Below are 14536 nucleotides of genomic sequence, written 5' to 3'. Positions count from 1 at the left end.
ATGTCAGCGGCCAAAAGTTGATCCTCCTGCGCCTGGGCGCTCGGGTGCGCTGGCTCGTCGGCACTCTGCTTCTCGTGGCACTAGCTCGGGGTACTTCGTGCAATCTGACCGCGAAGACGACGAGCCTGAAAGGCAACCTTCGCGGGTATGCCGCCCCCGGTATTGTCCGTTGGCGACCTGTCCGAGGTTACCGGAAGATAACGATCCTGTCACCCTCAGTTCCTGACAATCACCCAAAAGCCCCGTTCAGGCGGCGTCGGCGACGAGGAAGATGTGCGATGCGAGCTCGACCGGAAGCTCGAGCCCTTCATCCTGTCCGTCGATCTGGATGAGGACGTATCCCTCGTTGTAGCGGTACGTTCCGTGCGCCCCGGGCATGACGCCGGCGTCGCGCAGCTGCTCGAGCAGCTCGGGGTCGACCTGGGCGGGTTCGGCGAGTCGGCGGACCGTACCGTCGATCTCCTCGGCGCCGCTCGCGTTCAGCTTCTGGACGAGGCCGATGACCCCCTCGTCGAAGGTCCGTGCGGCGACATCGCCGAGCTGGTCGAGGCCCGGGATCGGGTTGCCGTAGGGCGACTCGGTGGGATGTCCGAGCAGCTCGACGAGGCGGCGCTCCACCTGCTCGCTCATGACGTGTTCCCACCGGCAGGCCTCTTCGTGCACATAGGCCCAGTCGAGACCGATGACGTCGGAGAGCAGGCGCTCCGCGAGACGGTGCTTGCGCATCACGTCGATCGCCTTCCGCCGGCCCGACTCGGTCAGCTCGAGGGTGCGATCCTCGGAGACGATGACGAGTCCGTCGCGCTCCATGCGTCCCACGGTCTGCGAGACGGTCGGGCCCGAGTGGCCCAGTCGCTCCGAGATGCGCGCGCGCAGGGGCACGATGTTCTCCTCCTCGAGCTCGAGGATGGTGCGGAGGTACATCTCCGTGGTGTCGATCAGATCGGTCATGCTGCCTCCGAGGGTTCTTAGGCAAGCCTACCTACTCGCGCGGACGCTCGCCTCGGAAGACATGCATTCGCTCCGGCATCCGCACCCCTAGAATCGACCCATGGTGATCGAGATTCCCCGTGACCTCCTGCCCGTCGACGGCCGTTTCGGCTGCGGTCCCTCCAAGGTTCGAGCCGCGCAGCTCGAAGCCCTGGTCACCTCCGGCGCGAGCATCCTCGGCACGTCCCACCGTCAGGCCCCCGTGAAGAACCTCGTCGGCAGCGTCCGCGAGCAGCTCTCCGCGCTCTTCCGTCTACCCGAGGGCTACGAGATCCTGGTCGGCAACGGCGGCTCGAGCGCGTTCTGGGATGCCGCGGCCTTCGGCCTCATCGAGAAGCGCAGCCAGAACCTCACCTTCGGAGAGTTCGGCGGCAAGTTCGCCAAGGCCGCCGGCGCCCCCTGGCTCGAGGCGCCCGATGTGCGCTCCGCCGAGCCTGGCTCGCTCGTCGGGGCAGAGATCGTCGAGGGGGTCGACGTCTATGCGTGGCCCCACAACGAGACGTCCACGGGCGTCGCGGCTCCGGTTCAGCGGGTCGCCGCCGACGGCGCCCTCACCGTCATCGATGCGACCAGCGCAGCCGGCGGCATCGACTTCGACATGGCGCAGGCCGACGTCTACTACTTCGCCCCGCAGAAGAACCTCGGCTCCGACGGCGGCCTGTGGTTCGCCGCGGTGTCGCCGGCCGCGATCGAGCGCATCGAGAAGATCGCAGCATCCGGTCGCTACATCCCCGAGTTCCTCAGCCTGAAGAACGCCGTCGACAACTCGCGGCTGAACCAGACGCTGAACACTCCGGCGCTGACCACCCTCCACTTGCTCGACACGCAGCTGCACTGGATCAACGACAACGGCGGCCTCGCCTGGGCCGGTGCCCGTACGGAGGAGTCCTCCCAGCTGCTCTACGACTGGGCCACGGCCTCGTCGGTCGCGACGCCTTTCGTGCTCGACCCGGCGCACCGCTCCCCCGTCGTCGCGACGATCGACTTCGACGACAGCATCGACGCCGCCGCCATCGCGAAGACGCTGCGCGCCAACGGCATCGTCGACACCGAGCCCTACCGCAAGCTCGGCCGCAACCAGCTGCGCATCGCGACCTTCGTCTCGATCGAGCCGGACGACGTGCGCCAGCTGATCCGTGCGATCGACTACGTGCTCGAGAACACTGCTTCCTGAATCACGGATATGAGAAGAGGGCCGGCATCCGCCGGCCCTCTTCTCATATCCGCTTCCCGCCAGATCGGCCGGAAGACGTCAGGTCATTCTTCTTCGTCGGATGCGTCGTCCGAGGGAGCGCCCTCGTCCGAGTCCTCGTCTTCGTCTTCGTCTGCCGTGGAATCATCGAGCTCATCGATGTCGACGCCGTCGAGATCACCGGCGTGGAGCAGATCGCCCACGCCGTGCTCGTCGTCATCATCGTCCTCATCGACGTCGTCGTGGTCATCGCCCGATTCGTCGTCACCGGATGCCGCTTCTGCGGCCGCCTGCTCCACGAGCTCGGCCTGGTGGGCGCGGTACTCTGCGAGGCGCTCCGCCCACGGCACCCACTCGGGCGCGAGCAGGGCGCCCTCGTTGGGCAGCAGCTCGACCTCGAGAACGGTTGGATCGGAGTCCTCGACGCGGGCGAGCGTCACGGTCCAATACCACCCGGGGTAACCGGGGAGCCTGTTCTCGAAGCGCAACGAAACCGAGCCGTCGTCTTCGAGCAGGTATCCCGCTGCCGGGCCGATCGTGCTGGATGGCGTGATCTCGCGCAACGCCGCCAGGGCGACGTCGTGCGCGCCGATGAGTGCGGCGTCGGGCTCACGCTTCGAGGTCATCAGCGACCTTCCGCAGTACAGCGGCGATCTTGCGCCCCTGCCCCCCGGAGGGGTAACGGCCGCGGCGCAGGTCGCCGCCGATCCCGTCGAGGAGCTTCACGAGATCCTCGACGATGATCGCCATGTCATCGGCCGGCTTCCGCTTGGCCTTGGAGAGGCTGACGGGGGCCTCGAGGACCCGCACGGACAGCGCCTGCAGACCCCGCTTGCCGTCGGCGACGCCGAACTCGACGCGGGCGCCGGTCTTCACCGTGGCGCCGGCGGGCAGCGACGAGGCATGCAGGAAGACATCCTGACCGTCGTCGCTGGCGATGAAGCCGAAGCCCTTCTCATCGTCGTAGAACCTGACCTTGCCGGTGGGCATGGGAGAACCTCGCTGTGTGCTGATGCTGTCGTACTCCGCGCATGCGCGCGATCATCACCCAGCCTACCCGGGTTCGAGGGGCTAGGCTGAGACGGATGAGCACGAAAAAGATCACCGCGGACGTCGCCGTTCGTCGGGTCGACCGAATCCTCGCTTTCACGGCGCTGACGCTGGCTGCGCTGTCCGTCATCTGCTTCTTCGCCATCATCTTCGGAAGCGCGGCGGGCATGACGCAGGAGGCCTTCACGACGGGCATCTGGCCCGCGGTCGTCGCGATCCCGCCATTCGGCCTGCCGCTCGCCTTCGTCCTGATCATCACGCTGCTCGTGATGAGCTTCGTGCGCAAGGGTCGCGCTGCCCAGCAGTCCTGACATGAGCACGCATGCCCGCCCGCTCGCTGTGTGGTTGGCTGCTGCGCCCGATTGGCAGCTGACCGAACTCTTCCGTGCGCGCGGAATCAGCGCGGAGGCCCCCTGGTCGGATTTCTTCGATGCGGCCGAGGCACTCCTGGATGCGAGCTCGATCGAGCGGATGCTCCCCCAGCTCACCGCCCGCGAAGCACACGCGCTGCGCCTCGCCGCGACCGGCGACGACGCGGGTGCGGCATCCGACGACCTGATCTCACTCGCGCTGTTGCGTGCCGACGGAACTCCTCCGGCGCCGGTGACGGAGTCGGTGCTCGCTCGACCGCTCCCCGATCCGATCGCGTCGTCCCTCGATCCCGCCGCCGCTGACGACGACGCGGCGCACGCCGCCGAGCGCGCTTTCACGAGTGTGGCGACACTCGCCGATGTGCTGCTCATCACCCGTGATGCGCCTCTCGCACTGCTCACGACCGGCGCGCTGTCAGCCGGAGAGCGGCGGCGCCTGAACGAGATCGGCGTGAGCGCCGACATCATCGACGACCTGCTCGTGCTCGCCGCGGAGTCCGGGCTGACTCGCGCCGCGGCCCGGCGCGTGCGGCTGACAGAGGCCGGCGAGGCTTGGTTGCGCTTGCCCGCCTCGATGCGTTGGGCGCACCTTGCGAATTCCTTCCGCGATGCGCTCCCGCGGGGGCTGCGCACGCCCTCCGGAGGATGGCCTCCGATGAGCTCCTGGCCATCGCAGCACCCCTGGGATCCGGCCTGGGCCGAGCGCAGCGAGCAGCTGCGCGAGCGCGCCCGATTGCTCGGCCTCGTCACCGACGGAGGCGCAGAGCCTCCGTGGGCCACGGCCCTGCGCGAAGGCGGCACAGCCGATGCCGCCGAGCTGCAGCGGCTGCTGCCAACCGAGGTCGATCGCATCTTCCTGCAGAACGATCTTTCGGCGATCGCACCGGGCCCGCTGGAACCGGCTTTGGACGTTCGTCTGCGCGGGATCGCCGCGCGGGAGTCCGCCGCACAGGCCTCGATGTACCGGTTCACCGCCGAGTCGGTCGCCCATGCACTGGCCCTGGGCGAGACCGCGCCGGAGATCCTCGATTTCCTGGGCCGGATCTCGCTGACGGGGATTCCGCAACCCCTCGAGTATCTCGTGATGCAGACCGCGCAGCGCCACGGGCTCGTGCGCGTGTCCACCGACGAGGACGGCGACGGCGCACGGGTCGCCAGCAGCGACCGGACGCTCCTGGACGCGATGTCCGTCGATCAGGGGTTGCGCCCCCTCGCCTTCGCCCGCGATGGCGACGCTCTGACGTCCCGTGTGAGCCGAGACACCGTTTACTGGTCGCTCACCGATGCCCGATACCCGGCGACGATCGTGGACTCCGAGGGCCGACCGCACGTCATCGATCGGCACCCGGCACCGCCGGAGGAGCCCTCGGAGCCCCTCTCCTACGAGGACCTCATCGCACGGCTGCGCGACCACCAGGGCCCCGATGCGGATGCCGCCTGGCTCGACCGCGAGCTCGAAGCCGCCGTCCGCGCGAAGGCGGTCCTCGCCATCGAGATCGGGATGCCCGACGGGTCAACGCGCGAGCTCATCCTCGAGGCGAGCGGGCTCGGCGGGGGCCGTCTGCGGGGCCGGGATCGCGCCGCCGATGTCGAACGCACACTGCCTGTGCGCAGCATCCGTTCCGCCCGTCTCGTCGAACCGGCCGGGGACGATTCCTGAACCGTTCCGGGGCCGAGCACCGGGTGAGCCGCTAGACTGGCCTGCTATGTCTGATGGCCCCCTGATCGTCCAGAGCGATCGCACCGTCCTGCTCGAAGTCGCGCATGCCGATGCCGAGACCGCGCGCCACGAGCTGGCGATCTTCGCCGAGCTCGAGCGCGCGCCCGAGCACATCCACACCTACCGCATCACCCGTCTGGGTCTGTGGAACGCGCGGGCCGCCGGGCACACCGCCGAGGACATGCTCGAGACCCTCGACCGCTTCTCGCGCTTCCCCGTACCGCCGTCGGTGTCGGTCGATCTGCGCGAGACCGTGAACCGTTACGGGCGCCTCGTCATCGAGCGCGATGACGAGGGCACGCTGCTGCTGCGCTCGAACGACGCGGCGGTGCTCTCGCAGGTCGCGAACAACAAGCGCGTGCAGCCGCTGCTCATCGGGCATCCCTCCCCCGACAGCTTCGTGATCGATGCCTGGGCCCGCGGACAGATCAAGCAGGAGCTGCTGAAGATCGGCTGGCCCGCGGAGGACCTCGCCGGCTACACACCCGGCACCCCGCACGAGATCGAGCTGGCCGAGGACGGCTGGCAGATCCGTCCCTACCAGCAGGATGCCGTCAGCGCGTTCTCGAAGGACGGATCCGGCGTGGTCGTGCTCCCGTGCGGCGCGGGCAAGACCATCGTCGGAGCCGGGGCCATGGCCGCGACGAAGACGACGACACTCATCCTCGTGACGAACACCGTCTCGGCCCGCCAGTGGCGCGACGAGCTGCTCAAGCGCACCTCGCTCACGCCGGAGGAGATCGGTGAGTACTCGGGGCAGTCCAAGGAGGTCAAGCCGGTCACGATCGCGACCTACCAGATCCTCACCGCGAAGCGGAAGGGCGAGTACGCCCACCTCGCGCTGCTCGACGCGCTCGACTGGGGACTCATCGTCTACGACGAGGTGCACCTGCTCCCCGCCCCGGTCTTCAAGCTCACCGCCGATCTGCAGGCCCGTCGCCGCATCGGCCTGACCGCGACGCTCGTACGCGAGGACGGCCGCGAAGGCGATGTGTTCAGCCTCATCGGGCCGAAGCGGTTCGACGCGCCGTGGAAGCAGATCGAGGCGCAGGGCTTCATCTCCCCCGCAGCCTGCTACGAGGTGCGCGTCGACCTGCCGCCAGACGAGCGAATGGAGTACGCCGCCGCCACCGATGAGGACCGCTACCGAATCGCCGCCTCCGCACCCGCGAAGATCGATGCGGCGCGCGAACTCATCGCGAAGCATCCCGATGAGCAGATCCTCGTGATCGGCCAGTACCTCGACCAGCTCGAGACGCTGTCGCAGGCGCTGAACGCCCCGCAGATCACCGGAGCGACGCCGGTCGATGAGAGAGAGCAGCTCTACCAGGCGTTCCGCGAAGGTACGATCCCCGTGCTCGTCGTGTCGAAGGTCGCGAACTTCTCGATCGACCTGCCCGAGGCATCCGTCGCGATCCAGGTCTCCGGGTCGTTCGGCTCCCGGCAGGAGGAGGCCCAGCGCCTCGGACGACTGCTGCGCCCGAAGAAGTCGAACCACACGGCGAGCTTCTACACGCTCATCGCCCGTGACACGGTCGATCAGGACTACGCGCAGAACCGCCAGCGCTTCCTCGCCGAACAGGGGTACAGCTACACGATCCTCGACGCCGAAGACCTCGACGCAGCCTGAGGCCGCTCTGCACCACCGCGCCGCGCGACGATCGCGACGTAGACGAGCATCATGATCACGCTCGACACGAGTCCGATCGGCGTGCCCTCGGTCGCGTTGCCGTCGACGAGCGAGAAGGATGCCATCACGAAGATGAGCACGTTGTTGGCGATGTGCATCGCGATCGCGGCCTCGAGGCCGCCCGTGCGCCAGCTCAGCCAGCCGGCGATGATCGCGAAGGCGGCGATGTCGAGGGAGCCCCAGATGTCGTAGCCGTGGCCGAGCACGAACAGCGGCACGGGCAGAAGGATCGCGAATGCCGGATGCCGCAGCCACCGGCCGATGAGCTGCATGAGGTACCCGCGGAAGACGTACTCCTCGGCCGCGGCCTGGAACGGCACGAGCAGCACTACGAGGATGAGCATGGCCGGGATGCCCGGATGCGTCGCTTCGAAGACGATGGGTTCCCCTCTGAGCGCATCGAGGCCGAGGGATGCCGCGAAGAAGGCGGCCATGATGACGAAGGCGACGACGAGCGTCCGCCCGAGCAGCGACCAGCGGATCCGCCCGGCCACCGACCACAGCATCCCGACGCCGCGTCCCTGCACGATGCGCGAAGCGGCGAGCAGCGCCGGGATCATGAGGATGAGCGGCACCACGAGCAGCACGAACAGCCCCGGCTGATCGAGGTCGAACCACGCATCGGTGACGAGCATGCTCTCGACGACCCGATCGACCGCCGGTACCTCGAAGGCGACGATCATGAGGCCGATGAACAGGATCGCGATCATCGCGGCGTAGAACGCGAGGGCGAGCACGCCGGTCAGCAGCGGCTGCCACCAGGTGCGCCGGGCCCGGGCGAGGGCCAGGCGGTGGTAGGGCAGCGGAGCGGGCACGGCTGCGGCGACCGGCTCGGGGAATGCGGAAGTACTCATGCATCCATCGTCTCCCGCGACTCCGGCCGCATGCATCGCGCTGAGGTATGGTTCCCCGAGCCCGGGGTCATCCTTTCGGTGGAGGGGACCGCCGAGACGGCTCGCCTACGCTGGATGGATGCTCCCTGCCGCCGCCGAATCCACGCGTCACGGCTGGTGGGGCCGCACCTGGCGCATCGCCCTGCTCGCGGTCGCCGGCCTGCTGTGCGCTCTGTTCGTTTATGGCTCCATGCTCGAGTCGGTGCCGATTGACTCCCCCGCAGCCGATGCGATGGCGACGCGGATGCTCGCAGACCTCGCCATCGGGATCGTCGCGCTCGTGCTCGTCGGCCTCCGGCACCGGATGCCGCTGCTCGCACCGTGCCTCGTGATCGCCGCATCCGGATTCTCGGCGTTCGCGGCCCCGGCCGCGGCGGCTCTACTGATCTCGGTCGCCGCCCGCCACCGCCGGCGCGACCTCATCCTCGCCGCCGTCCTGTTCTTCATCGCCGGGTACATCTCCGCGGTCCTCGATCCGCTCGCCGAGCAGATGCCGTTCTGGCAGCTCGTCGTCATGATCGCCATCGTCGAGGCCGCGCTCATCGCGATCGGACTCTTCATCGGCGCCCGTCGGCGGTTGCAGGTCGAGCAGGTGCGGTCGATCGCCGCCGAGCAGACGGCGCAGATCGAGCGCGCGCAGCGTCAGGAGCGCAACCGCATCGCCCGCGAGATGCACGATGTGCTCGGCCACCGGCTGTCGCTGATCGCGGTGCACGCAGGCGCCCTCGAGTACCGCGACGATCTCACGCGCGAGCAGACCGCCGAGGCGGCATCCGCGATCAGGGAGAGCTCGCACCGGGCGCTCGAGGACCTGCGCGATGTGCTCGGCGTTCTGCGCAGCGATACCGGGGCCGAGGCCGAGAGCGGACCGCAGCCGCGCGCCCAGGATCTGCCGGCCCTCATCGAGACCGCGCGCGCCACCGGCACGGCCATCCAGGTCGACGCACTCGAGACCGACACCATCCCCGATGGCACGGGACGCCAGCTCTTCCGCATCGTGCAGGAGCTCCTCACCAACGCACGCCGGCACGCGCCGGACTCCCCGGTGCGGCTGCGTCTCACCGCGGGCCGCAGCGACGGCATCCGTCTTGTCGTGCGCAACGCGCGCACTGCGCCCCGCGGCGGCGACGGTTACGGGCTCACCGGCATCGCCGAACGGGCGCAGCACGCCGGCGGCGCGATGACCGTCGACGACGGCGACGGTCACTTCACCGTGGAGGTGGTGCTGCCGTGGCCGATGTGAGCGTGCTTCTCGTCGACGACGAGCGCCTCGTGCGGATGGGACTGCGGTTGCTGCTGGACGGCGCCGACGGCATCCGTATCGTCGGCGAGGCCACCGACGGCCTCGACGCGATCGCCCTCGCACGGCGCCTGCGCCCCGACGTGATCCTCATGGACATCCGGATGCCGCATCTCGACGGGATCCGCGCCGCCGAGCGCATCCTGCATGAGGCACCGGATGCCCGGATCATGATGCTCACCACCTTCGACGCCGACGCCCAGGTGCTCGGCGCGCTCGAGAGCGGCGCCGTCGGATACCTGCTGAAGGACACCCCTCCCGCCGAACTCGTGTCGGCCGTCCTCGAGGTCGCAGCGGGCCGCATCCGCCTCTCCCCGTCGGTCGTCGCGCAGGTCATCGACGCTGCCACGAACGGGCGCGAGAGCGGACGGCGACAGGCCGCGCAGGAGCGCCTCGCACGCCTCAGCGCGCGCGAGCGGGAGATCGCGAATGCCGTCGCCCTGGGTCTCAGCAACGCCGAGGTCGCCGCGAAGCTCTTCCTCAGCATCGCGACCGTGAAGACGCACGTGGGGCGCATCATGGACAAGCTGCCCGCGCAGAACCGCGTGCAGATCGCGATCTGCGTGCACGACGCGGCCTGATCGCGCGCCTTCGTCCCGATCAGTCCTTTGCGCTGGGCGCCGTGCCGCAGCGCCAGCACAGTGCGCCACAGTGGTCGAGCATTGCTCCGCACTCGGGGCACACCTTCGACAGCCAGCAGGCGGAATCGCCGCCCATGTCGTCATCGCTCATGCGGCCAGGCTACTCCCGGCAGCCATTCCCGATACCCCGGAAACCGCATCCGGAACCCCCTCACCGCCGAAGCCGCGATCCACGGGAGTTGCACCACTCCGCAAGACAATCAGCCACTGCAGGGCCGAAGTCACCATAATGGGGTCATGACTGACGCGCGCATCCTTGTCGTCGACGACGAGCCCAACATCCGCGACCTGCTGTCCACGGGCCTGAGCTTCGCCGGTTTCTCGGTGAAGACGGTCGCGAACGGCGCCGCCACGATCTCCGCCGTCCTCGAAGAGGAACCGGACCTCATCATCCTCGATGTGATGCTCCCCGATATGAACGGGTTCAGCGTCACCAAGCGCCTGCGCGGTGCGGGCTTCACCGCCCCGATCCTTTTCCTCACCGCGAAGGACGACACGCAGGACAAGATCGAGGGGCTGAACGCCGGCGGCGACGACTACGTCACCAAGCCCTTCGCCCTCGACGAGATCGTCGCCCGTGCACAGGCGATCCTGCGACGCACGATGCAGGCCGACGAGGAGTCGATCATCCGCGCGGGCGAGCTGTCGATGGATCAGGACACGCACGACGTCTCCGTCGGCAAGGAGCCCATCGAGCTGAGCCCGACCGAGTTCAAGCTGCTGCGCTACCTCATGCTCAACCCCAACCGTGTACTCTCCAAGGCCCAGATCCTCGACCACGTATGGGAGTACGACTTCAACGGGGACGCCGGCATCGTCGAGAGCTACATCTCCTACCTGCGCCGCAAGATCGACCCGTTCACCGACGAGTCCGTCATCCAGACCAAGCGCGGCTTCGGCTACATGCTCAAGGTCGGCAAGTAACCCGGGGAAAGGGCGCTCATGGCCCACAAGCCTGACGCCGTCACCTCCTGGTGGCGACGGATCAGTCTGCGCGCGAAGGTCACCGGCGTCACGGTCGCCGTCCTCGCGCTCGGGCTGCTCGTCGCCGGCATCGGCACGGTCCCACTGCTGCGCAACTCGCTCGTCAGTAACATCGATGCCCAGCTTCCCGCGCTCCTCACGAGCGACCTCGCGAGCAGGTGGTTCGACATGGAGGTCGTCGACGGCTCGCTGACCGTGACCGGTGCAGAGACCGCTCCGCGCTCGGCGGACTACTTCTTCGCCGTCTACTCCGCCGACGGCACCTTCCTCGCACAGGCCGGCGGCGCTGCGCAGCTCGAACCGCCCATCTTCCCCGACACGATGACGATCGCCGAGGCCCACGCCCAGGAGGAGCAGACGCTCACGCTCTCGGGCGCAGACGGATCGAGCTTCCTCGGATCCGTGGTCGTCAGCGACGGCCCCGGCGGAACGCTCTACGTGCAGTACGTCGCGCTCCCTCTCGAAGAGGCCGACCGCATCATCGGCCAGTACTTCGCCGTGTACATCCCCGTCGCCCTCGGCACGGTCCTCGTCGCGGCTCTGCTGATCCGAGGACTCGTCACCCTGACCTTCCGACGCCTCGGCCAGGTGGAGTCCACCTCGATGCTCATCGCCTCCGGCGACTTCAGCCAGCGTCTCACCGACCTCGAGCCGACCACCGAGGTCGGCCGGCTCAACTTCGCGATCAACACCATGCTCGACCGCATCGACCAGTCGATCGCCCAGCGCGACCGCACCGTGCAGCACATGCGACGCTTCATCGGCGATGCCAGCCACGAGCTGCGCACACCGCTGGTGAGCGTGCGCGGATACGCCGAGCTGTACCGCATGGGGGCGATCCGCGGCGAGGAGGACACCGCGCGGGCCATGGAGCGCATCGAGAAGGAGGCGATCCGCATGGGCGTGCTCGTGGAGGACCTGCTCGATCTCGCGCGCCTCGATGAGGAGCGCGAGCTGCACATCCAGCCGCTCGACCTGCGTCCGATCGCCCGTGACGCCGCGCTCGACCTGCGTGCGGCCGCCCCGCGCCGCACCATCACCGTGATCGACCGCACGCTGGATGCGACGCCGACCGGCTCGATGCCGCGCTTGAAGCCTCCGGCACCCGAGACCGTGTCGACGCCGCTGGCCAAGGCCCGTACCGGCGCGCTCAGCCGACTGCGGCGCAAGCCCCGCAACGCCGATCAGCTCATGCCGCAGATCGACTTCTCCGAGGCCGAGGACACCCCGGTGCGCACACCGCCGATCATCCTCGGCGAGGAGAACAAGGTTCGTCAGGTGATCACGAACCTGCTGGGCAACGCACGGCGATTCTCGGCCGAGGACAGCCCCCTGGAGCTCGTGATCGACTCGGACCGCATGGCCGGCACCGGCAGCATCGCCATCGTCGACCACGGCGAGGGGATCCCGCCGCAGATCCGCGAGCAGATCTTCGAGCGCTTCTGGCGCGCCGACACCTCGCGGGCCCGCGAGACGGGCGGTTCCGGACTCGGCCTCGCGATCGTGGCATCCATCGTCTCGGCGCTGCGCGGCAGCGTGAACGTCGATGAGACGCCCGGAGGCGGTGCGACATTCACCGTGACCTTCCCCCTCGCCCCCGCGCAGTCCACGCCCGAGCACCTGCTCGAGGACACGCAGCCTCTCGACCGTCTGGACCTCGACGGCCTGTGACCGTGAGGGCCACTCGTCCTCCACGGGCGCCCGCTCCGGCCGTGTTCTCCCCCGAGCCCGGCATCCGGGCAGCACCCGGCCAGCGCACGCTCCTACCGTGGGAACTCCGAGAAGAGGAGAACCCATGTCCGTCTACACCGTCGACACCGAAGCCGTCTTCGCCGCCAACGGCGCAGCCCGCGCCACCATGGAGCGACTGCGCAGCGAATCACAGGCGCTGAAGGCCCAGCTCACCCAACTCCAGTCCTCCTGGACCGGTGCCGCATCCCTCGCCTTCCAGGGCTGCAGCGACCAGTGGAGCGCCGCACAGCTGCACGTCGAGCAGGTGCTCGATTCCATCGGCATCGCACTCGGATCCGCCGCGACGCAGTACTCCGACGCCGATCAGTACTCGGCCAGTCTGTTCCGGCAGTGAACGAAAGAATGCCCCGGCCGCAAGGCCGGGGCATTCTTTCTGTTGGATCTGAACTCAGAAGTCCATGCCACCCGTCGGGTCGCCGGCCGGAGCCGCGACCTTCTCGGGCTTGTCTGCGACGACGGCCTCAGTCGTGAGGAAGAGACCAGCGATGGACGCGGCATTCTGCAGAGCCGAACGCGTGACCTTCGCGGGGTCGATGATGCCCGCTGCGAACATCTCGACGTACTCGCCCGTTGCCGCGTTGAGGCCCTGGCCGCCAGGCAGCTCGGAGACCTTGTGCGCGACGACGCCCGGCTCGAGGCCGGCGTTCAGGGCGATCTGCTTGAGCGGAGCCGAGATCGCGACGCGGACGATGTTCGCGCCCGTGGCCTCGTCACCCTCGAGCTCGAGCCCGTCGAGAGCCTTGGTGCCGGCCTGGATCAGCGCGACGCCACCACCGGGGACGATGCCCTCCTCGACGGCAGCCTTCGCGTTGCGGACGGCGTCCTCGATGCGGTGCTTGCGCTCCTTGAGCTCGACCTCGGTCGCGGCTCCGGCCTTGATGACGGCGACACCACCGGCGAGCTTCGCCAGGCGCTCCTGCAGCTTCTCGCGGTCGTAGTCGCTGTCGGTGTTCTCGATCTCGCGACGGATCTGCGTGACGCGACCCTCGATCAGGTCGCCGTCGCCGGCGCCTTCGACGATCGTCGTCTCGTCCTTGGTGATGATGACCTTGCGAGCACGGCCGAGCAGGTCGAGCGTGGTGTTCTCGAGCTTGAGACCGACCTCTTCGGTGATGACCTGACCACCCGTGAGGATCGCGATGTCCTGCAGCTGGGCCTTGCGGCGGTCGCCGAAGCCGGGAGCCTTGACGGCGGCCGACTTGAAGATGCCGCGGATCTTGTTGAGCACGAGAGTCGCGAGAGCCTCGCCCTCGACGTCCTCGGCGATGATGACGAGCTCCTTGCCGTCCTGGATCACCTTGTCGACGACGGGGAGAAGATCCTTGATGTTGGAGATCTTCGAGTTGGCGATGAGGATGTAGGGCTCCTCGAAGACCGCCTCCTGGCGGTCGGGGTCCGTCACGAAGTACGGGTTCAGGTAGCCCTTGTCGAAGCGCATGCCCTCGGTGAGCTCGAGCTCGGTGCCGAAGGTCTGCGACTCCTCGACGGTGACGACACCTTCCTTGCCGACCTTGTCGATCGCCTCGGCGATGAGCTCGCCGATCGAGGAGTCAGCGGCCGAGATCGATGCCGTGGCGGCGATCTCTTCCTTGGACTCGATCTCCTTGGCGCTGGCGAGCAGCTCGGCGGTGATGGCCGCGACCGCCTTCTCGATGCCCTTCTTCAGGGAGATCGGGTCAGCACCGGCCGCGACGTTGCGCAGGCCTTCGCGCACGAGCGCCTGGGCGAGGACGGTCGCGGTGGTGGTTCCGTCACCGGCGACGTCATCGGTCTTCTTGGCGACCTCCTTGACGAGCTCCGCGCCGATCTTCTCGTACGGGTCGTCCAGCTCGATCTCCTTGGCGATCGAAACGCCGTCGTTCGTGATCGTGGGAGCGCCCCACTTCTTCTCGAGCACGACGTTGCGACCGCGCGGGCCGAGGGTCACCTTGACAGCGTCGGCGAGGATGTTCA

At 68.4% G+C, this 14536-nt stretch carries 15 protein-coding genes; 9 read left to right on the top strand and 6 right to left on the bottom strand.

Features of this window, described 5'->3' with window-relative positions:
• Positions 1-246: 246 nt before the first annotated feature.
• Positions 247-951: a metal-dependent transcriptional regulator gene (locus tag Q0Z66_RS10195; protein ID WP_298040756.1), complete on the bottom strand. Its 705-nt coding sequence runs from the start codon at positions 949-951 to the stop codon at positions 247-249.
• A 100-nt stretch (positions 952-1051) separates the two neighbouring features.
• Here Q0Z66_RS10195 and serC point away from each other — a divergent pair, with 100 nt between their 5' ends.
• Positions 1052-2164, top strand: coding sequence for a phosphoserine transaminase (serC, locus tag Q0Z66_RS10190; RefSeq protein ID WP_298040754.1), 1113 nt, complete (start codon positions 1052-1054; stop codon positions 2162-2164).
• An 83-nt stretch (positions 2165-2247) separates the two neighbouring features.
• On the opposite strand, the gene Q0Z66_RS10185 is transcribed toward serC, so the two are convergent.
• Both Q0Z66_RS10185 and Q0Z66_RS10180 read right to left on the bottom strand, forming a co-directional pair.
• Positions 2248-2808 carry a DUF3027 domain-containing protein gene (locus tag Q0Z66_RS10185; protein WP_298040752.1) on the bottom strand — a complete coding sequence of 187 codons (561 nt, stop codon included), beginning with the start codon at positions 2806-2808 and terminating at the stop codon, positions 2248-2250.
• Complete coding sequence (locus Q0Z66_RS10180) at positions 2792-3172, bottom strand: cold-shock protein (protein ID WP_298040750.1); 381 nt, start codon at positions 3170-3172, stop codon at positions 2792-2794. Before Q0Z66_RS10180 ends, Q0Z66_RS10185 begins: the two co-directional genes overlap by 17 nt.
• A gap of 95 nt (positions 3173-3267) precedes the next feature.
• Here Q0Z66_RS10180 and Q0Z66_RS10175 point away from each other — a divergent pair, with 95 nt between their 5' ends.
• Genes Q0Z66_RS10175 through Q0Z66_RS10165 form a run of 3 tightly spaced genes read left to right on the top strand, consistent with a single transcriptional unit; the run spans position 3268 to position 6953 of the window.
• Positions 3268-3543, top strand: coding sequence for a multidrug ABC transporter ATPase (locus tag Q0Z66_RS10175; protein ID WP_298040749.1), 276 nt, complete (start codon positions 3268-3270; stop codon positions 3541-3543).
• Position 3544: 1 nt separating this feature from the next.
• Positions 3545-5263, top strand: coding sequence for a helicase-associated domain-containing protein (locus Q0Z66_RS10170; protein ID WP_298040747.1), 1719 nt, complete (start codon positions 3545-3547; stop codon positions 5261-5263).
• 46 nt (positions 5264-5309) lie between these two features.
• Positions 5310-6953 (top strand): DNA repair helicase XPB, encoded by a 1644-nt coding sequence (locus Q0Z66_RS10165; protein WP_298040745.1) that lies wholly within the window; start codon positions 5310-5312, stop codon positions 6951-6953.
• Here Q0Z66_RS10165 and Q0Z66_RS10160 read toward each other — a convergent pair.
• Positions 6914-7867, bottom strand: a complete 954-nt coding sequence (locus Q0Z66_RS10160; RefSeq protein WP_298040743.1) for a CPBP family intramembrane glutamic endopeptidase — start codon at positions 7865-7867, stop codon at positions 6914-6916. The genes Q0Z66_RS10165 and Q0Z66_RS10160 overlap by 40 nt on opposite strands.
• A 118-nt stretch (positions 7868-7985) precedes the next feature.
• Between Q0Z66_RS10160 and Q0Z66_RS10155 the strand changes: the two genes are divergently transcribed.
• Both Q0Z66_RS10155 and Q0Z66_RS10150 read left to right on the top strand, forming a co-directional pair.
• Positions 7986-9149 (top strand): histidine kinase, encoded by a 1164-nt coding sequence (locus Q0Z66_RS10155; RefSeq protein WP_298040741.1) that lies wholly within the window; start codon positions 7986-7988, stop codon positions 9147-9149.
• Positions 9137-9787, top strand: a complete 651-nt coding sequence (locus tag Q0Z66_RS10150) for a response regulator transcription factor (protein WP_298040739.1) — start codon at positions 9137-9139, stop codon at positions 9785-9787. Before Q0Z66_RS10155 ends, Q0Z66_RS10150 begins: the two co-directional genes overlap by 13 nt.
• Before the next feature lie 19 nt (positions 9788-9806).
• On the opposite strand, the gene Q0Z66_RS10145 is transcribed toward Q0Z66_RS10150, so the two are convergent.
• Positions 9807-9938: a hypothetical protein gene (locus tag Q0Z66_RS10145; RefSeq protein ID WP_298040737.1), complete on the bottom strand. Its 132-nt coding sequence runs from the start codon at positions 9936-9938 to the stop codon at positions 9807-9809.
• Between the two features lie 146 nt (positions 9939-10084).
• Here Q0Z66_RS10145 and Q0Z66_RS10140 point away from each other — a divergent pair, with 146 nt between their 5' ends.
• From Q0Z66_RS10140 to Q0Z66_RS10130, 3 genes are all read left to right on the top strand, one after another.
• Positions 10085-10771: a response regulator transcription factor gene (locus Q0Z66_RS10140; RefSeq protein WP_298040736.1), complete on the top strand. Its 687-nt coding sequence runs from the start codon at positions 10085-10087 to the stop codon at positions 10769-10771.
• Positions 10772-10789: 18 nt separating this feature from the next.
• A complete protein-coding gene (locus Q0Z66_RS10135; protein WP_298040735.1) occupies positions 10790-12502 on the top strand; it encodes a HAMP domain-containing sensor histidine kinase in 1713 nt (570 codons plus the stop codon).
• Positions 12503-12626: 124 nt separating this feature from the next.
• Positions 12627-12917 carry a WXG100 family type VII secretion target gene (locus Q0Z66_RS10130; protein ID WP_298040734.1) on the top strand — a complete coding sequence of 97 codons (291 nt, stop codon included), beginning with the start codon at positions 12627-12629 and terminating at the stop codon, positions 12915-12917.
• A 54-nt stretch (positions 12918-12971) separates the two neighbouring features.
• Here Q0Z66_RS10130 and groL read toward each other — a convergent pair.
• On the bottom strand, positions 12972-14536 hold a 1565-nt coding region (gene groL / locus Q0Z66_RS10125; protein ID WP_298040733.1), incomplete at its 5' end, for a chaperonin GroEL.

The organism is uncultured Microbacterium sp., assembly GCF_947632095.1.
Classification (GTDB): domain Bacteria; phylum Actinomycetota; class Actinomycetes; order Actinomycetales; family Microbacteriaceae; genus Microbacterium.
Note: the sequence above shows the minus strand (reverse complement) of the source record. Positions and strands in the feature narration are given on the sequence as shown.